At 30.1% G+C, this 20239-nt stretch carries 19 protein-coding genes; 9 read left to right on the top strand and 10 right to left on the bottom strand.

What is annotated here, in order from left to right:
* Positions 1-64 precede the first annotated feature (64 nt).
* Positions 65-232, bottom strand: a complete 168-nt coding sequence (locus KO506_RS05260; RefSeq protein ID WP_215993848.1) for a hypothetical protein — start codon at positions 230-232, stop codon at positions 65-67.
* 36 nt (positions 233-268) lie between these two features.
* The gene (locus KO506_RS05255) at positions 269-721 is read right to left on the bottom strand and encodes a GAF domain-containing protein (protein ID WP_215993847.1); all 453 of its coding nucleotides are present in this window, start codon (positions 719-721) and stop codon (positions 269-271) included.
* 128 nt (positions 722-849) lie between these two features.
* On the opposite strand from KO506_RS05255, the gene KO506_RS05250 reads away from it, so the two are divergent.
* From KO506_RS05250 to KO506_RS05240, 3 genes are all read left to right on the top strand, one after another.
* A complete protein-coding gene (locus KO506_RS05250) occupies positions 850-1254 on the top strand; it encodes an HYC_CC_PP family protein (RefSeq protein WP_215993846.1) in 405 nt (134 codons plus the stop codon).
* A 139-nt stretch (positions 1255-1393) separates the two neighbouring features.
* A complete protein-coding gene (locus tag KO506_RS05245) occupies positions 1394-3637 on the top strand; it encodes a TonB-dependent receptor (RefSeq protein ID WP_215993845.1) in 2244 nt (747 codons plus the stop codon).
* Positions 3638-3674: 37 nt separating this feature from the next.
* A complete protein-coding gene (locus tag KO506_RS05240; RefSeq protein ID WP_215993844.1) occupies positions 3675-4085 on the top strand; it encodes a heavy-metal-associated domain-containing protein in 411 nt (136 codons plus the stop codon).
* Between the two features lie 124 nt (positions 4086-4209).
* Here the strand turns inward: KO506_RS05240 and groL are convergent, their stop codons facing one another.
* The 8 genes from groL to miaB all read right to left on the bottom strand — a co-directional run bounded on the left by groL (position 4210) and on the right by miaB (position 11555).
* Positions 4210-5847 (bottom strand): chaperonin GroEL, encoded by a 1638-nt coding sequence (gene groL / locus KO506_RS05235; protein WP_068362846.1) that lies wholly within the window; start codon positions 5845-5847, stop codon positions 4210-4212.
* A 134-nt stretch (positions 5848-5981) separates the two neighbouring features.
* A complete protein-coding gene (locus KO506_RS05230; protein ID WP_068362848.1) occupies positions 5982-6257 on the bottom strand; it encodes a co-chaperone GroES in 276 nt (91 codons plus the stop codon).
* A gap of 176 nt (positions 6258-6433) precedes the next feature.
* Entirely contained in the window at positions 6434-6766 is a 333-nt protein-coding gene (secG, locus tag KO506_RS05225) for a preprotein translocase subunit SecG (RefSeq protein ID WP_068362851.1), read from the bottom strand.
* The gene (locus KO506_RS05220; protein ID WP_215993843.1) at positions 6767-7627 is read right to left on the bottom strand and encodes a hypothetical protein; all 861 of its coding nucleotides are present in this window, start codon (positions 7625-7627) and stop codon (positions 6767-6769) included.
* A 32-nt stretch (positions 7628-7659) separates the two neighbouring features.
* Complete coding sequence (locus tag KO506_RS05215) at positions 7660-8157, bottom strand: LptE family protein (RefSeq protein ID WP_215993842.1); 498 nt, start codon at positions 8155-8157, stop codon at positions 7660-7662.
* A gap of 1 nt (position 8158) precedes the next feature.
* Entirely contained in the window at positions 8159-8656 is a 498-nt protein-coding gene (locus KO506_RS05210; protein WP_215993841.1) for an LptE family protein, read from the bottom strand.
* A gap of 28 nt (positions 8657-8684) precedes the next feature.
* Positions 8685-9908: a sigma-54 interaction domain-containing protein gene (locus KO506_RS05205; RefSeq protein ID WP_215993840.1), complete on the bottom strand. Its 1224-nt coding sequence runs from the start codon at positions 9906-9908 to the stop codon at positions 8685-8687.
* A gap of 189 nt (positions 9909-10097) precedes the next feature.
* Positions 10098-11555, bottom strand: a complete 1458-nt coding sequence (gene miaB, locus KO506_RS05200; RefSeq protein ID WP_215993839.1) for a tRNA (N6-isopentenyl adenosine(37)-C2)-methylthiotransferase MiaB — start codon at positions 11553-11555, stop codon at positions 10098-10100.
* 201 nt (positions 11556-11756) lie between these two features.
* Here miaB and topA point away from each other — a divergent pair, with 201 nt between their 5' ends.
* From topA to gldN, 6 genes are all read left to right on the top strand, one after another.
* Positions 11757-14255, top strand: coding sequence for a type I DNA topoisomerase (gene topA, locus KO506_RS05195; RefSeq protein WP_215993838.1), 2499 nt, complete (start codon positions 11757-11759; stop codon positions 14253-14255).
* Between the two features lie 34 nt (positions 14256-14289).
* Entirely contained in the window at positions 14290-15450 is a 1161-nt protein-coding gene (locus KO506_RS05190) for a formimidoylglutamase (protein ID WP_215993837.1), read from the top strand.
* A 106-nt stretch (positions 15451-15556) separates the two neighbouring features.
* A complete protein-coding gene (gene gldK, locus KO506_RS05185; RefSeq protein ID WP_215993836.1) occupies positions 15557-16918 on the top strand; it encodes a gliding motility lipoprotein GldK in 1362 nt (453 codons plus the stop codon).
* A gap of 49 nt (positions 16919-16967) precedes the next feature.
* Positions 16968-17609 (top strand): gliding motility protein GldL, encoded by a 642-nt coding sequence (gene gldL, locus KO506_RS05180; protein WP_215993835.1) that lies wholly within the window; start codon positions 16968-16970, stop codon positions 17607-17609.
* Positions 17610-17652: 43 nt separating this feature from the next.
* Positions 17653-19182: a gliding motility protein GldM gene (gldM, locus tag KO506_RS05175; RefSeq protein WP_215993834.1), complete on the top strand. Its 1530-nt coding sequence runs from the start codon at positions 17653-17655 to the stop codon at positions 19180-19182.
* A gap of 16 nt (positions 19183-19198) precedes the next feature.
* On the top strand, positions 19199-20053 hold the full coding sequence (gene gldN, locus KO506_RS05170; RefSeq protein WP_215993833.1) for a gliding motility protein GldN: 855 nt from the start codon (positions 19199-19201) through the stop codon (positions 20051-20053).
* Positions 20054-20239 lie beyond the last annotated feature (186 nt).

The raw sequence follows: 20239 nt of genomic DNA, 5'->3' as shown, positions 1-20239 counted from the left end.
GAAAACACAATAAAAGATAGTAACAAAATAGGGTAGTAATTAACAATTTATTAAAGTAGAAAATTTACTCGGCATTATCTAAAAATTCTCTTATCCAATCTCTAAATTGATAAATTAAAGATTGTGTTTTTGAAGCATAATTTGTTGATGAATTTTGTGAAGAAAAAGTAGCGGTAGTGTCTTGATTTCTCATTTTAATAGTTTGATTGTTACGAATTTGAATTATATTCATCAAATTTAAGTAAAAACTAAATAAAAATCAAAGAAATTAAAGAATCTTTGATAATTTTTCACAAACATACTCTAAAAGCTCCTCATCTTTTGCAGAAAATGTATTTGCAGTATGAGAATCTATATCAATTTGACCTATATTTTCTCCCTTTACAAAAATAGGAATTACAATTTCAGATTTTACTTTCCAACCACAAGAAATATAATTGCCTTGCTCAGAAACATCTTGCACAACAAAATTTTCGTTACTAACAGCAACTTGTCCACAAATCCCTTTACCAAAAGGTATAATTGTGTGTTCAGTTTCTTCGCCTGTATATTGTGCTAATTTAAGTTCTTCTTTGTTTCCGTTTTTAAAATAAAAACCCACCCAATCATAATAGGAGACTTCACCTTCTAAAAAATTGCAAATAGTTTGCAGTTTTTTTTCAATAGTTGAAGCAGATGTAATTATTTTGTCGATTTCTTGTTTTAAAAATGGTACGTTCATAATATTATAAAATTGTCTGCAAAAATAAATCAAAAATTTCATTATTTAATATTTCTACTTTTTATTTCATTTCTTAAATTAGTTTAACAAAATTTTTAATTTACTTATTGTAAATTTGCAATTCAGAAATGAAAAAACAATTTACTAAAATAGCATCCATTACTTTAGCATTTTTTGTGCTATTTTCTACGTTTTCTTTTACTGTAGAAAAACATTATTGTGGAGATTTTTTAGTTGATGTTTCCTTTACAGGTGACACTGAAGCTTGTGGAATGGAGATGAATGCGATTTCCGAAACCAAAATGAAAAGCTGTTGCAAAGATGAGGTTCATAAAGTAGAAGGTCAAGACGAATTGCAAACTCAGAAAACAGAAAAAATAACTTTTGAAAACCAAAAGTTTTTAACTGCTTATGTTATTTCTTTCAAAGAATTATTGATAAAAAATGAATCTAAAAACATTTTTTATCAAGATTTTTCTCCTCCAGACCTCCCAAAAGATTTTCAGTTATTGCACCAAACTTTTTTAATTTGATTTTATTGATAAGAGTTGTTTAACCGTTTTTAAGGTTACTTACTCTTTATAATTGTTGTTTCTGTAATTACAGAAATTAATAAAATTTATGTCTTTTTTTTAGGATAAATTTTTACATCAAATCAATAAAAACACAATAATGAAAAAAAATATTATAAATAGTTTACTGCTATTTGTGCCTTTTCTCATCTATTCTCAAACTACTTACAAAGGGATGATTATGGATAAGAATAATCCGAAAGATAATTTGGGTGTAGAAGGTGCCACAGTACATTGGCTTAATACAAATGTTAGTTCAATAACCAATAGTAAAGGTTGGTTTACAATTGATTATAAAAAAGAGTATACTAGGTTAGTAATTAGTTATTTGGGTTATAAAACAGATACAATTACAATTAAAGGTTTAGAACCAATTCATCATTTTTTAACTGCAGAAAGTGATTTAGAAGAGATTACAATTAAGAGCAAAAGAAATGCTGTTCAGAAATCTTTTTTATCAACCACAAATATGTTTACCGTTAATTCTGCTGAATTGTTAAAAGCAGCTTGCTGTAATTTAGCTGAAAGTTTTGAAACAAATCCGTCTATAGATTTAAGTTTTTCTGATGCTTTAACAGGTACAAAACAAATACAAATGTTAGGTTTAACAAGTCCGTATTTGTTAATTACCCAAGAAAATATACCTTCTGTAAGAGGTGCTAGTCAGGTTTTTGGGTTAACATTTACACCAGGAACTTGGGTAGAAAGTATACAAATTACAAAAGGTGCAGGTTCTGTTGTTAATGGTTTTGAAAGTATTTCTGGACAAATAAACGCAGAATTGGTAAAACCTATGTTTGATAATAAATTTTTCTTTAATGCGTATTCATCTTTAAACGGAAGGTTAGAATTAAATACGCATTTTAATAAAAAAGTTTCTGATAAATGGCATACAGGTTTGTATGTTCATGGAAATTATAGAGGGGAGAAATTTGATAAAAACAACGACAATTTTTTAGATATGCCATTGTCTAATCAAATAAATGTAATGAATCGTTGGCAATTTACAGATGCAGAAAAAGGTTGGGTAAGCTTTATAAATATTCGTTTTTTAAATGATGAAAAACAGACTGGTGAAATCAAATTTAATCCAGACTTAGATAAAGGCACAACAAATGCTTGGGGTAGTGAAATTGATACAAAACGTTTTGAAACATCAGCAAAGTTAGGTTATGTTTTTCCAGAATTACCTTTTCAAAGTGTAAGTTTTCAGGTAGCTTATAGTAATCATCAACAAGATTCTTATTTTGGTTTAAAGACATATGATATACAGCACCAAAGTATTTATTCTAATATTATTTTTAAATCAATTATAGGTGATACTAGAAATAATTTTAAAACCGGAATTAGTTTTACGCATGATGACTACGATGAATTAGTTGATTTTACAGATTATGAAAGAAGTGAAACTTCTGTTGGTGCTTTTTTCGAATACGCATTCGATAATTTAGAAGATTTTAGTTTAACTGCTGGTTTACGAGTAGATACACATAATTTATTAGGTACTTTTATTACACCAAGATTGCATTTGCGTTATGTAACTTGGGAAAAAGGAGTGTTTAGAGCTTCTGTAGGTAGAGGAAAAAGAAGTGCGAATATTTTTGCTGAAAATCAACAGTTATTTGCGAGTTCAAGACAGATTAATATTGATGATGTTGGTGGAGAAATCTACGGATTAAATCCTGAAATTGCATGGAATTATGGGGTTTCTTATTTGCAGAAATTCAATCTTTTTGATAAAAAAGGAGATGTTACTTTCGATTTTTATCAAACAAAATTTGATAACCAAATTATTGTTGATTGGGAAAATCCTCAAGAAATTTCATTTTATAATTTAGAAGGTAAAAGTATTGCAAACAGTTTTCAGTTAGAAGTAAATTATAATTTGGCACCTAATTTTAATTTACGAACTGCGTACAAATATTTTGACATTTCTTCTGATTATAAATCTGGTAATTTGCAAAAACCAATTCAGCCAAAAGATCGTTTTTTTGCAAACCTTTCTTATGAAACTGAATTGACAGAAAAAGATGCACAATGGAGGTTTGATATTACTTTTAATAATATTGGGACACAGCGTTTGCCAAATACAAGTTCTAATCCAGAGCAATATCAATTACCAGTAAATTCAGAACCTTATCAATTGTTAAATGCTCAAATTACAAAGGTTTTCAACAGTAAATTTGAAGTCTATTTTGGAGGTGAAAACCTTACAAATGTTCAACAAAATAATCCTATTTTAGCTAGTGATGATCCTTTTGGAGCAAATTTTGATACTACAATTGTGTATGCACCTATTTTTGGAAGATCGATTTATGTAGGATTAAGATTTAAAATTAAGTAATTAATAAATAATAACAATAATTTAAAATATAATAAAAATGAAAAAAATAATTTTAGTATTTAGTTTGTTTTTGATTGGGTTTTCTGTTCAGTCTCAAGAAGTAAAAAAGAATAAAAATGCAAAAACTTCTTTTAAAGTTGATGGTATTTGTGGAATGTGTAAAAATAGAATTGAAACAGCTGCTTTAAAAACAAAGGGAGTAAAGTTCGCAGTTTGGAGTGTAGAAACACATCAATTAAACCTAATTATGGACGAGCGAAAATCTGATGTTGCAACTGTGCAAAAAAATATTTTAGCTGTTGGGCATGATATCCTTCTAGAAGAAGATAAAAAATTAGTAGCTGCAACAGAAGCATACAATTCTGTGCATCCTTGCTGTAAATACAGAGAAGATGAAATTGTGAAAGAACATAATGGAGAGTTGAAAAAGAAGAAAAAAACGAATTAATAACTTTCTTTCAGATTTTAAATATTTGAAAAATGTTTGTCAATAAAAAAATCCGATAGAATTTTCTATCGGATTTTTTACGTTTCACATAAAGTGAAAATAAATTATCTGTAACAATTTACTATTACATCATTCCTGGCATTCCACCACCCATTGGAGGCATTCCACCACCTGCAGGTGCATCTTCTTTAATATCAACTAAAGCACATTCAGTAGTTAAAATCATACCAGCAACAGAAGCAGCATTTTCTAATGCAACTCTAGTTACTTTTTTAGGATCAATAATACCAGCTTCTAACATATCTACATAAGTTTCAGTTTTAGCATCATAACCAAAGTCTTTTTTACCTTCTAAAACTTTGTTGATTACTACAGAACCTTCTCCTCCAGCATTTTCTACAATTGTTCTTAATGGAGATTCAATTGCTTTGTTTACAATTTGCACACCTGTAGTTTCGTCTAAGTTATCTGTAGCTAAAGATTCTAAAACTTTTTTAGCTCTAACTAAAGCAACACCACCACCAGCAACAATGCCTTCTTCTACAGCAGCTCTTGTTGCGTGTAAAGCATCATCTACTCTGTCTTTCTTTTCTTTCATTTCTACTTCAGAAGCAGCACCAACATATAAAACTGCAACACCACCAGCTAATTTAGCTAAACGTTCTTGTAGCTTTTCTTTATCGTAATCAGAAGTAGTGGTTTCTATCTGAGCTTTAATTTGATTTACTCTTGCTTTGATTGCTTCTACATCACCAGAACCATTTACAATTGTTGTATTGTCTTTATCAATAGTAATACCTTCTGCAGTACCTAATAAATCTAAAGTTGCATTTTCTAGAGAAAATCCTCTTTCTTCAGAAATCACAGTTCCACCAGTTAAAATAGCGATATCTTCTAACATTGCTTTTCTTCTGTCTCCAAAACCAGGAGCTTTTACAGCAGCAATTTTTAATCCGCCACGTAATTTATTAACTACTAAAGTAGCTAAAGCTTGTCCATCTACATCTTCTGCAATAATTAATAAAGGTCTTCCAGATTGAGAAACTGGTTCTAATATTGGAAGAATTTCTTGTAAGTTAGAAATCTTTTTATCAAACAATAATACATAAGGATTTTCTAAATCTGCAATCATTTTATCTGCATCAGTAACAAAATAAGGAGATAAATAACCTCTATCAAACTGCATACCTTCTACAACATCTACATAAGTATCTGTACCTTTTGCTTCTTCTACAGTAATTACACCTTCTTTACCAACTTTATCAAAAGCAGTTGCAATTAAATCTCCAATAACTGAGTCGTTATTTGCAGAAATAGATGCTACTTGTTGAATTTTATCAGAAGAATTACCAACTTTTTGAGTTTGTTTTTCTAAATCTGCAACAATTGCTTCTACAGCTTTATCAATTCCACGTTTTAAATCCATAGGGTTTGCACCTGCAGCAACGTTTTTTAAACCTTCTTTTACAATTGCTTGTGCTAAAACAGTAGCAGTTGTAGTTCCATCACCAGCTAAATCATTGGTTTTAGACGCTACTTCTTTTACCATTTGAGCTCCCATGTTTTCTAGCTCGTTTTCTAATTCTACTTCTTTTGCAACAGAAACACCATCTTTGGTAACAGTTGGCGCTCCAAAAGATTTAGAAATAATTACATTTCTTCCTTTTGGTCCTAAAGTTACTTTTACTGCATTTGCTAACGCATCAACTCCGCGTTTTAAGCCATCTCTTGCTTCAATATCAAATTTTATATCTTTTGCCATTTTCTTTAAATTTTGCTTTTAGCTATTTGCAAATTCGCTTTTAGCTAAAAATAATTACTATAAATTTTATATTTATATTTATATTTATATTTTGATTTTGCTAAAGGCGAAAAGCCAAAAGCAAATAGCTCTATTTATATAATTGCTAGAATATCAGATTCACGCATCATTAAATAATCTTTACCTTCTAATTTTAAATCAGTTCCACCATATTTACCATATAAAACTGTGTCTCCAACTTTTACAGTTAAAGGCTCATCAACTTTACCATTACCAACTGCAACCACAGTTCCTTTTTGTGGTTTCTCTTTTGCATTATCTGGAATTATTAATCCAGAAGCTGTTTTTGTTTCTGCTGGAGCAGGTTCTACAAGAACTCTGTCTGCTAAAGGTTTAATGTTTAAACTCATTGTATATAAATTTTTAATTAATTAAATTATTATTAACTCTTAAAGAAGAGTCAGAAATTATGCCATCAGAATAAAACTGACAATTTTACTTTGATTGATTTTATCCTTAGAATTTATGCAAAAAAAAATGCCAACGTGTCATTTACGTTGGCATTTAAATATTTTATAATTGATAGTTAGTTAATACTATCATTTGTTGCTGGTGCATTATTTTCTGCAGGAACTGTAGTTTCTATACCATCTAAAGTATTGTCTAAATTCATGTCGTTAGAATTAGCTCTTGGAATTGCAACGTTAGATAATAAGATAAGAACAAACATAGCAATTGCTAATGTCCATGTAGTTCTGTCTAAAAAGTTATTTGTGTTTTGTACACCTCCTAAAGATTGTGCGCCTCCACCACCAAAAGAAGAAGATAACCCTCCACCTTTAGGATTTTGAACCATTACTATTAAAATTAAAGCTACTGCTACAATTAAAATTACGATTAAAAATGCTGTATAACTCATTTATTTATGTTTTTGTAAAATTTGTACTCTTTTTATTTGGTCTGCAAAGAAACCACTTTTTTCTGGATATTTCAAACTTAAAATTCGGTAAGCTTGTATTGCGTTTTCATACTTCTTTTGTTCTAAATAAACTTTAGCTAAAGTCTCTGTCATTAAAGAAGAGTCTTGCATGTTCTTAGTAACAGCTATAGTTAGTTTTTTGTCTTTAGAAAGCGGTTCAATTTTTGGGTTACTTTGTATGAATTTTTCTATAATCTTAACTTTCTTAGATACTTTTTTAGGTAATGATTCTGATCTAACAATTGGTTTTTTTGTTGATAATTGTAGCCATTGATTAAAAGAATGGTTTTCTGAAGTATTAAATGCAATTGGCTTTCCTATTTCTAGTTTTTCTTCTGATTCTTTTACAGGTTCTACAACATTTTTTTCTATTGACTTTTCAGTTACATCAACCTTTGTTTCTTCTGATATTGTTTCTTTTGATGTTAATTCTTCTAATTGTATTTCTTCAGGAATCTCTTCTTTAGTTGATGTTACTTCTGGTTCTTCATCAGTAGATTCAATAGAAGTTTCATCAGAAATTTTATCAATGATTTGTTGATGAATTTCTTCGTTAGGATTTGTGAATTTTTTAGAAGTAATAAAATCAAATAAAACAGTTCTGTCTGTAGTGTAAGCAGCAGTAATCTTTAATTCTTTGTTGTATTTAAAACTATCCTGATTTTTTAATCCTTTTAAATATAATGCTCTTGCTGATTGAAAATATGGATATGTCTCAACAGTAGATTTTAACTCAACAGTTTCTAATTGTTGAATTTTTTGGTTTTCATTTAAGATCTCTAAGAATGTATTTTTATTCAAAATGCTATTTTTTTATTCCAACATCTAATTTACTACCACTTTGCAACTGAGGCATTAAAAATATCTTGAGTAATTCTTTCTAAAATTTCGTCTAAAGCACTTTCTAAAATACTACCTGTTAACTGAGAATTTGCATCAAAATCAGAATAAAAAGAAAAGTTTTTTTCGAAATCGTCTTTTTCTTCTAGTTTATTTTCAAAACGAACATTTACTGTAACTGTTAGTCTATTTTGAGCAGCAGTTTGATCTGATGTTCCACTTAAAGGAGTAATTCTGTAACCTGTAATTTCTCCACTAAAATGTAAATCTCCATTAGAGTTTGTTAGCGTTAAATTTGTTTGGCGTGTAAATAAATCTTGAAATTCATTAGTGAAACGTTGTGTTAGTGTTGGTTCTACTAAAGGAGCTTGATTTGGAAAAAAATCAATTTGAATTGTTTTTGCATCACCTGTATTACCTCCTGTAAAAGAGTAAGCTCCACAACCAATTAGTGTTGTAATTATAACTAAGGATAAAATTATTTTTTTCATTTTAAAAATCATTTGCAATTGATAGGTTTAAAATATCTTGAGTAATTCTTTCATTGATTTGATTTATCAAATTATTTTGAAGGTCTCCAGAAAGTTGAGCGTTTGCATCGAAATCTGAATAGAAAGAAAATACTTTCTCAAAATTTTTATTACTATTATATTTATTTTCAAATCTAACATTAACCGACATTGTTAGTCTATTTTGTGCTGCAGTTTGATTTGATATTCCACTTATAGGTGTAATGTTGTAATCTGTAATTTCACCACTAAAAAACAAATCCCCATTAGTGTTTGTTAATTGTAATTTTGTTTGTTTTATAAATAAACTCTGAAGACTCTCTGTGAATTTTTTACTTAATTGTGGTTCTATCAAAGTTGCTTCGTTTCTAAAAAAATCTATTTGTAGGGTTTTAGCGTTTCCTATATCAAAGTTTTTAAATGTGTATGATTTACATTCTATTAAAGTTAATAATATTAAGGTTAAAAGTGTTTTTCTCATCGTTACTTACAGAGTTCTTTGCAGAAATTTACAAATCATATTGTTTTATTTTTCTGTATAAAGTTCTTTCAGAAATACCTAATTCTTTAGCTGCCAATTTACGTTTGTTGTTGTTTTTTTCTAAAGATTTTTTAATCATCTCTATTTCTTTGTCTTGTAAAGATAAAGATTCGTCTTCTTCAATAGTCTCAATAAAATCATAATCTTTTTCTGTTGATGAGTCTTGAGGTATGTTTAAAACTTCGATATCTAAATCTTCTAGATCTTTATCGTTGTAAATTTTTTCTAAAAGACGATGATTTTCTTCTTGTACTTCATCAACATTGCCGTTTTTCATTAAATCTAACGTCAATTTCTTTAAATCGTTGATGTCATTACGCATATCAAATAAAATCTTGTACATAATATCACGTTCCGTAGAAAAGTCATTTTCTTTTTTACCACCAACAACTGCTGGTAAATTACCAGAGTTATTAGGTAAATATTGTTGTAGTTTTATGGCAGATATTGTTCTTTCTTCTTCAATAACAGAAATTTGTTCAGCCAAGTTTTTTAACTGACGGATGTTACCAGGAAAACGATAGTTTAATAAAATATTTACAGCACTTTCATCTAATCTGATAGATGGCATTCTGTATTTTTGAGCAAAATCAGCAGCAAATTTTCTAAATAATAAATGAATATCTTCATTTCGCTCTCTTAAAGCTGGTAAGTTAATTTCTACTGTGCTTAACCTGTAATATAAATCTTCTCTAAATTTTTCTTTCTGAATTGCAGATTGCATATTTACATTGGTTGCTGCTACAATTCTAACATTTGTTTTTAATACTTTAGATGAACCAACTTTTATGAATTCGCCATTTTCTAAAACACGCAGTAAACGTACTTGAGTTGTTAAGGGTAATTCACCAACTTCATCTAAAAAAATAGTTCCACCATCAGCAACTTCAAAATATCCTTTTCTATCTTGTGTAGCACCTGTAAAAGAGCCTTTTTCGTGGCCAAATAATTCACTGTCAATTGTTCCTTCAGGAATTGCACCACAGTTTACAGCAATATATTTTGCGTGTTTTCTGTGCGATAAAGAATGTATGATTTTTGGAATATTTTCTTTACCAACACCACTTTCTCCAGTTACTAAAACAGAAATGTCAGTAGGTGCAACTCTAACTGCTTTTTCTAAAGCTCTGTTTAATTGAATATCGTTTCCAATAATTCCAAAACGTTGTTTTAATGCTTGTAAGTTTTCCATAAGCCCCTTTTAATTTCCCCAAAGGGGAAAAATTTGCCCATCCTAACCTTCCAAAAGGGAAGGAATTCTGAACGTCTTTTTGATTCCTTTGTCTTGTGTTTTTTTTAATTTTAAAACTCCAACCTAAATACCCCAATTTTCCATAAAGATTGGAGTTCCTTCCCTTTTGGAAGGCTAGGAGGGGCTAATTTAATTATTATCAGAATATCCAACAGCAGTTCCTTTTAAGGTTGCTGAGGTACAATTTTCTACTTTTACATTTACAAAATCGCCTAATTTATAATGTTCTTTAGGAAAAACGATTACTGTATTTTGTGTGTTTCTTCCTTTCCATTCATTAGGATTTTTCTTAGAAGTACCTTCAATTAAAACTTCCTCAACTTTTCCTAAATGAGCTTGAGTTCTGTATAATGCGTGTTTTTGTTGTAAATCTATAACTTCTGTTAAACGACGTTTTTTTACATCCGCAGGCACATCATCATCCATTTTTTTACCTGCTAAAGTTCCAGGTCTTTCTGAATAAGCGAACATAAATCCGAAGTCATATTTTACATACTCCATTAAATCTAAAGTATCTTTATGGTCTTGTTCTGTTTCTCCACAGAAACCTACAATCATATCTTGTGATAAAGACATTTCTGGAATTATCTTATAAATATTATCAACCAACTCCATATATTCTTCACGAGTATGTTGTCTGTTCATAGCTTTTAACATTGCATTACTTCCACTTTGTACTGGTAAGTGAATGTATTTACAAATATTTTTGTGTTTAGCCATAGTGTGAATAACATCTAAACTCATATCTTGAGGGTTAGATGTAGAAAAACGAAAACGTGTTTTAGGAAATTTGGTAGCACACATATCTAACAATTGTGCAAAATCTACTGCTGTAGCTTGTGCCATTTCTGTAGCTTTCTTAAAATCTTTTTTTAAACCACCACCAAACCAAAGAAAACTATCTACATTTTGACCTAAAAGCGTAATTTCTTTGAAGTTTTTATCAATCATAGATTGAATTTCTTCTAAAATACTTTTAGGGTCACGACTTCTTTCTCGTCCACGAGTAAAAGGAACTACACAAAAAGTACACATATTATCACAACCTCTTGTAATTGATACAAATGCAGAAACTCCATTAGAGTTTAAACGAACAGGAGAAATGTCTCCATACGTTTCTTCTTTAGATAAAATTACGTTTACAGCATCTCTGCCCTCATTAACTTCTTCTAATAAATTTGGTAAATCTTTATAAGCATCTGGACCAACAACTAAATCAACAATTTTTTCTTCTTCTAAGAATTTTTCTTTTAAACGCTCAGCCATACAGCCCAAAACGCCTACTTTCATTGTTTTGTTAGATTCTTGTTTTACTCTATTATATTTCTGTAATCTTTTACGTACAGTGGTCTCTGCTTTTTCTCTAATAGAACAAGTGTTTACTAAAACCAAATCTGCTTCTTCTAAAACCTGAGTAGTGTTGTAACCTTGCTTGTCTAAGATTGCAGCAACAATTTCGCTATCATTCATATTCATTTGACAACCATAGCTTTCAATGAATAATTTTTTAGAATTTTCTTTTTTATTTTCAGTAACAAGCGCTTTGCCTTGTATTCTCTCGTCGATAATTTTTTCTACTTGTTCCATCTCTCAATTTAACATTTGAAGGTGGGCAAAGATACAACCAAATTTATATTTTAATGACAAATTGGCAGAAAAAATATTGTTGTAAATCTGTTAATTATTTATCGAAAAGTGATGAAAAAATTTTTTTTAACAAAAAACTGACTACTTTTGCAGAGAGAAAAGCTACGTTTTTAAAGCGTTTTAGTGATAAAAGAAAGATAAATGGCAAAGAATTTAGTAATAGTTGAGTCACCTGCAAAAGCAAAAACCATCGAAAAATTTCTTGGAAAAGATTTTCAAGTAGAATCGAGTTATGGTCATATTGCAGACTTACCATCCAAAGAATTGGGTATAGATGTAGAAGGCGATTTTAGCCCTAAGTATATAATATCCACAGATAAAAAACCTGTAGTTAAAAAATTAAAAACTTTAGCAAAAAAAGCAGAAACTGTTTGGTTAGCAAGTGATGAGGATCGTGAAGGAGAAGCAATTGCTTGGCATTTAAAAGAACAGTTAGATTTAAAAGATGAAAACACAAAACGTATTGTTTTTCATGAAATTACTAAAAAAGCCATTTTAAAAGCTGTAGAAAATCCTAGGGATATAGATTATGATATGGTTAATGCTCAACAAGCACGTAGAGTTTTAGATCGTCTTGTAGGTTATGAATTATCGCCAGTTTTATGGCGTAAAGTAAAAGGAGGTTTATCTGCAGGAAGAGTACAATCTGTTGCTGTACGTTTAATTGTAGAAAGAGAAAGAAGCATTTTAGATTTTAAAGCAGAAACACATTATAAGGTAGTTGCAGAATTTACGAATGATGAAGGTAAAAAGTTTAAGGCTGCTATCCCAAAGAATTTTGATTCTAAAAAAGCTGCAGAAGATTTCTTAAAATCTTGTGCAAATGCTGATTTTTCTATTGCAGATTTAACTAAAAAACCAGCAAAAAAATCGCCAGCAGCACCATTTACAACATCAACATTACAACAAGAAGCTTCTCGTAAGTTAGGTTTTGCAGTAGGTAGAACAATGCAAGTTGCACAACGTTTGTATGAAGCAGGTTTAATAACCTATATGAGAACAGATAGTGTAAATTTATCTGTTGATGCGAGAGATGCTGCAGAAGAGGAAATTACTAATTATTACGGAAAAGAATATAGCAAACAACGTGTTTTTAAGTCGAAAGCTAAAGGAGCTCAAGAAGCCCATGAAGCTATTAGACCTACAAATATGAAAATGCATTCTGTTGATATTGAGTATGACCAAACTAGATTGTATGATTTAATTTGGAAAAGAACATTGGCCTCACAAATGAGTGATGCTCAGTTAGAAAGAACCAATATAAAGATTGAAAATTCTGAGAATAAGAAAATCTTTACTGCGAATGGAGAAATGATAAAGTTTGATGGTTTCTTAAAAGTATATTTAGAAGGAACTGATAACGAAGAAGAAGAGCAATCAGGAATGTTACCAAACTTAAAAGTTGGTGAAAGCTTAAATTACGCTTTTATTAATGCTACACAGCGTTTTACAAGTCCTCCTTACAGGTTCACTGAAGCATCTTTGGTAAAACAATTAGAAGAATTAGGTATTGGTCGTCCATCTACTTATGCACCAACAATTTCTACTGTTCAACGAAGAGGTTATATCGAAAAAGGTCAGAATGAAGGTGTTGAAAGAAATTATGAGCAAATGATTTTGGTTGATGGAACTGTGAAAAGTCAGCAATTGACAGAGAAAACAGGTTCAGATAAAAATAAATTAGTGCCAACTGATATTGGTAATATTGTAAACGATTTTTTAGTAGCTAATTTTTCTAACATTTTAGATTTTGGATTTACAGCAAAAGTTGAAAATTCTTTTGATGATATTTCTGAAGGTGATGAAGATTGGATAGAAATGATAAAAAGTTTCTACATCAAGTTTCACGACAATGTAGAGGATGTTAAAGAAAATGCAGAAAGAGAATCAGGAGAACGTATTTTAGGAAAACATCCAGAGAGTGGAAAAACAGTTTTAGTACGTTTGGGTAAATTTGGGCCAATTGCTCAAATTGGTGCTCCAGAAGACGAAGAAAAGCAGTTTGCTAGCTTAAATAAAGACCAGCATTTAGGTACAATAACAATGGAAGAAGCGTTAGAATTGTTCTTGCTTCCAAAAACTTTAGGAACTTATGAAGGCGAAGAAGTTATTGTTTCTAATGGACGATTTGGACCATACATTCGTTTTGGAAAAATGTTTGTTTCTTTAGACAAAGGAGAAAACCCAATGGAGGTTGATTTACCAAGAGCAGAAGATTTAATTAGAGCAAAACAAAAGGCAGATGCGCCTATTTATCATTATGAAGATTTACCAGTACAAAAAGGTGTAGGACGTTTTGGGCCATTTATTAAATGGAATTCAATGTTTATCAATGTAAATAAAAAATACGATTTTGATAATCTTTCTGATGACGATATTGTTGAATTAATTGAAGTTAAAAAACAGAAAGAAATAGACAAAGTTATCCATAATTGGGAAGATGTTGGTATTCGTGTAGAAAAAGCAAGATGGGGTCGTTTTAATGTTTTGAAGGGTAAAATTAAGATAGAATTACCTAAAACCACAGAAATCGAAAAACTATCTAAAGAAGAGGCTGTAAAAATGATTGAGGCTAAAACACCAAAGAAAAAAGCCGCAAAGAAAAAAGTAACAAAAAGAAAAACAACCAAAAAGAAATAAGATTTTTTATATCTTGCATACTCAATAAAAATTGATGAATAAAGACTTCTTATCCCCTGTAAAAGAAACTGCTTTAGCGCATTTAGTGCTGCATTCTCCATATTGTTTGGGGAACAGAATTAAAATTTATACAGAACAAGAAGGTTTTCCTGACTTAGATGATGTTAAACTAGCTATTCTTGGTGTAGAAGAAGATCGAAATTCTGAAAACAATTTTGGTTGTGGAGATAATATGCATTTCATCCGAAGAAAATTATACGAACTTTTTCCTGGAAACTGGAATGCAGAAATTGCAGATTTAGGTAATGTTTTAAAAGGAGAAGCTGTTTCTGATACTTATTTTGCGGTTTCAGAAATTATTACCTCTCTTTTAAAAAAGGATATTATACCTATAATTATTGGTGGAGGTCAAGATCTTACCTATGTAAATTATAGAGCTTACGATGCTTTAGAGCAATCTGTAAACATTACTGCTGTAGATAGTCGTTTTGATATGGGTAGTTTAGAAGATGAACTTACCTCACAATCTTATTTGAGCAAAATTATTATGCAAAAGCCTAATAATTTGTTCAATTATAGTAATGTTGGCTATCAAACTTATTTTAATTCTCAAGGAGAAATTGATTTATTCGATTCACTTTTCTTTGATACTTGTAGATTAGGTAAAGCCAAAGAATTAGAAAACATAGAACCAGCTTTTAGAAATGCAGATATTGTTTCTATAGATATGGGTGCAGTTAGGCAAAGTGATGCTCCAGCTAATAATAATGCATCTCCAAATGGTTTTTATGGCGAAGAAATTTGTGCTATTACAAGGTATGCAGGGATTAGCGATAAAGTTTCATCATTTGGTATTTATGAATACAATTCTAAATACGATAATAATCATCAAACTGCGAGTTTAATTGCGCAGATGATTTGGTATTTTATTGAAGGTGTTAATTTTAGAGTAAAAGATTATCCTTTTTCTGGCAAAGAGAATTATCAAAAATTTACCGTAATTTTGGAAGACGATGATCCTTTAGTGTTTTATAAAAGTAATAAAACTGGTAGATGGTGGATTGAGATTAATATTTTATCAGATAATAAATACAAAAGACATGCGTTAATACCATGTACTTATAACGATTACATAGATGCTACCAAGCAAATTATACCAGAAAGATGGTATAAAGCAATGCAAAAAATGATGTAATTTAAGAATTTAATAAAAATGAATACGTTAAAATGTAATTTCAACATTGTATTTTAGCAAAAAAAATAATAGGTTTACGAACTTTTAGTAAAGACAAAAATAAAATATGAAAAAAGCAGCAATATTTGCACTTTTAATAACCGTTTTTTACAGTTGTGGTTCTAATGATAGAGGAGAATTAGTAGGTGTTAAGGCAAAGAAAAAATGGTTTTCAGAAAAACCTTATGGAATGTCCTTAATTCCAGGTGGTTCTTTTACAATGGGTAAGCAAGATCAAGATATTTTAGGTACTTTAAACACACCTACAAAAACGGTTACTGTTAGGCCATATTACATGGATGAAACCGAAATTACAAACAAAGAGTATAAAGAGTTTGTGTTTTGGGTAAGAGATTCTATAGTAAGAACAAAATTAGCTGAACAAGCTGAATTTGCTTCTTTAGGAGCCACTCCAAATCCAAATGGTAATAATCGTACTTCTGGTATTCAGAGTTATGCTTATAAAGCTGCAGATACTACAGATTCTAATGCGTATCAAAAATATATGAATGAAAACTATTGGAGTTTTGATACGATTAAGCCTTTAAATTGGGATGAAGAAATAGTTTGGGTTAAAGAAGATTTTCCAGATGTAGATTACGTAGAAGTAATGGATTCTGTATATATCAGCAAAGAAGAAGCTGTAGATGGTGTTAGAACTTTTAATACAAAGCTTTTAAATTATCAGTATTCTTGGTTTGACAGAGATAATGCAGCCAGAAAAGGTGGTAGCAGAAAAGATTTTGTACAAACAGAAGTGTTAAACATATATCCAGATACAACAGTTTGGGTAAGAGATTTTAATTATTCCTACAATGACCCTATGCACCAAGATTATTTTTACCACCAATCTTATGGAGACTATCCTGTTGTTGGTGTAAGTTGGGGGCAAGCAAATGCTTTTTGTAACTGGAGAACTAAAAAGAAAAACGATTATTTAAGAGAGAGAAAAGGTTCTACTTTAGTGCCTGATTTTAGATTACCAACAGAAGCTGAGTGGGAATATGCTGCAAGAGGTGGTTTAGAATTTGCAACATATCCTTGGGGAACAGGAAGTACAACAAGTGATAGAGGTTGTTTCTTAGCAAACTTTAAACCTGTAAGAGGTAATTACGCTGTAGATGGTGCTTTATATACTGTAGAAGCAGAATCATATAATGCAAATGATTATGGTTTGTATAATATGGCTGGTAATGTTTCTGAATGGACAAACACTGCATATAATTTATCTTCTTACTATATGGCTTCTACCATGAATCCTAATGTTGAGGATAGAAAGAATAAGAGAAAAATTGTTAGAGGAGGTTCTTGGAAAGATGTTGCATATTATTTAGAAGTTGCTTCTAGAGACTACGAATATGCAGATACAGCAAGAAGTTATATAGGCTTTAGAACAGTTCAGAACTATATAGGAACAACAAATAAGTAAAAAAAGTTAGAAAAAAGAAATAGTAATCAAATTAACAAACACACAAAAAATGGCACAATCAAGAGGGTATAAAAAGACAATGAATTTCGTTTACGGAATGGGAGCTGCAGTAGTAATTATTGGAGCATTATTTAAAATACAACACATATCATTTGGTCCTTTAACTGGTGGTTTAATGTTAACTATTGGTTTATTAGTAGAAGCAGCTGTATTTGCTGTATCAGCTTTTGATGCTCCAGAAGATGAGTTTGACTGGTCTAAAGTTTACCCAGAGTTAGGAGAAGACACTTATAAAAAAGAAAAAGAAGAGAAAGTTAGTACAGAAGGTATGTTATCTCAAAAATTAGATAAGTTATTACAAGATGCAAAAATAGATTCATCTTTAATGTCTAGTTTAGGTAACAGTATGAAAAACTTTCAAAATGCTGCAGAAGGTTTATCATCTGCATCAGAAACAGTAGCATCAACTAACAAATACAATGAACAAGTTTCTTTAGCAGCAGTGCAAATGGAATCTTTAAATAGTTTATATAAAGTTCAAGTAGAAAATACATCAAAACAAGCATCTTTAAATACAGAAGTAGTAGAAAATACTCAAAAATTAAAAGATCAAATGGATTCTTTAGCAAAAAACCTATCTTCTTTAAATGGGGTTTATGGTAATATGCTATCTGCAATGTCTAGCAAATAATTAGTTAATTTATATGTATAACTTTAAAAAAACTAATTAAGCTATGGCAGGAGGAAAACTATCAGCAAGACAGAAGATGATAAACCTTATGTATCTTGTATTTATTGCAATGTTAGCAATGAATATGAGTAAAGAGGTGTTATCTGCTTTTGGTGTAATGAACGAAAAACTTACAGAAAATAACGTTTCTACAACAGAAAAGAACAATGAAGCTTACGCTAATTTAGCAACAAAAGCTTCTGAACAAGCAGCAAAGTTTGGTGAATTAAATAAACAAGCGAATCAAATAAAGAATTACTCAAATGAATTTTATGCGTATCTAGAAGAGCTAAAGTCTAAAATGACTGCTGATATAGAGAACAAAAAAGATTATGAAGCAATGGATAAGACTGAGTTCTTAGACGTTTACTTTTTTGAAGGTGATGGATACACAACAGAAGGTCAAGAGTTTTTAGGTAAAATTGATGGTTACAGAACCAATGTTATCAATGTTTTAGGAGAAAATAGCAAATTTACTCCAGCAATAAAAGATAGATTTTCTACTGAACCAGTTAAAAATAGTAAAACAGGAAACACAGTAGAATGGTTAAATGCAAGATATGAAGGTTTTCCTTTAGTAGCTTCTTTAACAAGTTTAACACAAATGCAAGCTGATATTAAAAATACAGAAGCTGATATTGTTAGTTCTTTATTAGGTGGTAAATTAGAAGAAGCATTATCGTTAAATAATTATAAAGGTATTGTTGCATTAGATAAAAATGCATATTTCGCAGGTGAAAAAGTAACAGGTAAAATTGTTTTAGGACGTTATGATGCTACTATGATTCCTGATAATGTAATTTTAAATGGAAAAGATTACGAAAACATTCAGTCTGGACAAGTAATTATTGATATGCCTGCAGGTAATGTTGGTAATCATGATATTAAAGGTAAAATTGCATTTACTCAAAATGGAGAAGTTGTAGAAGTACCTTTTGAGAGTTCTTATTCTGTAATTCCAGAACCAAGTAATGCAGTAGTTTCTGCAGATAAAATGAATGTAGTTTATAGAGGTTTAGATAACCCTATTTCTGTTTCACTACCAGGTGTTGGAGACAATAACTTAAATGTTTCTGCTGCAGGTGGTAGATTAACAGGTAGTAGAGGTAAATATAGTCTAAGACCTGGATCTGGTAACACAGCTACAATCAATGTAAGTGCAAAATTAAGTAGTGGTAAAACTGTAAACTCTAAAGCAACTTTTAGAATTAAAGATATACCAGCAGCTATGGGTTCTGTTCGTGGTCAATATGGTACAGTAAGAATGCCAAAATCTGGTTTGTCTAGAACACCAATTGCAGCAGGTTTACCAGATTTTGAATTTGATTTAACAATAAAAGTTCAAAGTTTTAAAATAAAAGTTCCTGGTCAATTAACAATTATTGTTAATGGAACAACTTTAAGTGCAGCCGCTAAAAAAGTTTTAGCAAAAGCTAAAAGAGGAGATCAAATTAATATTTACGATATTAAAGCTACAGCTAATGGTGTGCCAATTAAAAAGGTATTACCAGTAAACATAGAGCTTACTAATTAGGATAAAAGATTAAATTATGTATAAAAAAGGTTTCATATTATTTTTAGCCCTTATAACTTCAGGTTTAGTAAGTGCGCAAGCAGGTTTACTAAATGCTAAAGATCCTGAAGACATAGGTAAAAAAAATGAGCAACAATTGCTTTCTGACAATGATGGGCCAATACCTTATGGTTATGTAGATGATAGAGATGTAATGTGGTCTAAAGTAGTTTGGGAATTTATAGATTTAAATCAGAAAATAAATTTACCTTATTATTTTCCAATAGATACTACAAATATTTCTCCAGACAGAAGATCTTTGTTTGATACACTTGTAAAAGGAATTAGACAAGGTAAAATTACTGATGCTTATACAGATTCTTTTTTTACATCTAAAATTACTCAAGATGAAATAGAATCTCGTTTGGTAAATGTTCGTGAAGAAAATGGTTTTTCAGATACTTATAATTTAGGAGCAGAAGATATTGGAGGTTATATGATAAAAGGTATGTGGTATTTTGATAAACGTCAAGGCGAAATGAAATACAGATTACTAGCATTAGCACCAATGGGTAAAGATGTACAAACAATAGGTGTAGAAGGTGTAGAAGATGAAACTTTATTCGAGTTATTTTGGGTGTTCTTTCCATCTGCAAGAGAAGTTTTACACGACGCAAAAGTATTTAATCCAATGAATGCATCTCACCCAATATCTTACGATCATTTATTAAATGCAAGAAGATTTAGTGGCGTAATTGTAAGAGAAGAAAATATTTATGGTAATAGATCTATTTCAGATTATGTTAGAGGTAATTCTTTATTTCAGCTTTTAGAAGCAGATAAAATAAAAGAAGATATCAGAAACAAAGAAATTGATATGTGGAACTATTAATGTTACCAAATTAAAAATATTTAAAAATCGTTTACGCAAGTAAGCGATTTTTTTTTGTAGCTATTTCCAGCTTTTCGCACTCGCTTTTTTTATGCATTTAAATTAACTATTTGTAAACTTAACAAGTAATTATTATTAAACCACAAATAGAATAGAAGCCAAGTATAAAAAAGAGCTCAAACAAAT

Origin of the sequence: Polaribacter vadi (assembly GCF_018861005.1) — a bacterium.
In the GTDB taxonomy this organism is placed as follows: Bacteria; Bacteroidota; Bacteroidia; order Flavobacteriales; family Flavobacteriaceae; genus Polaribacter; species Polaribacter vadi_A.
The sequence above is the reverse complement of the archived record's forward strand: the minus strand, read 5'-3'. Positions and strand labels throughout refer to the sequence as shown.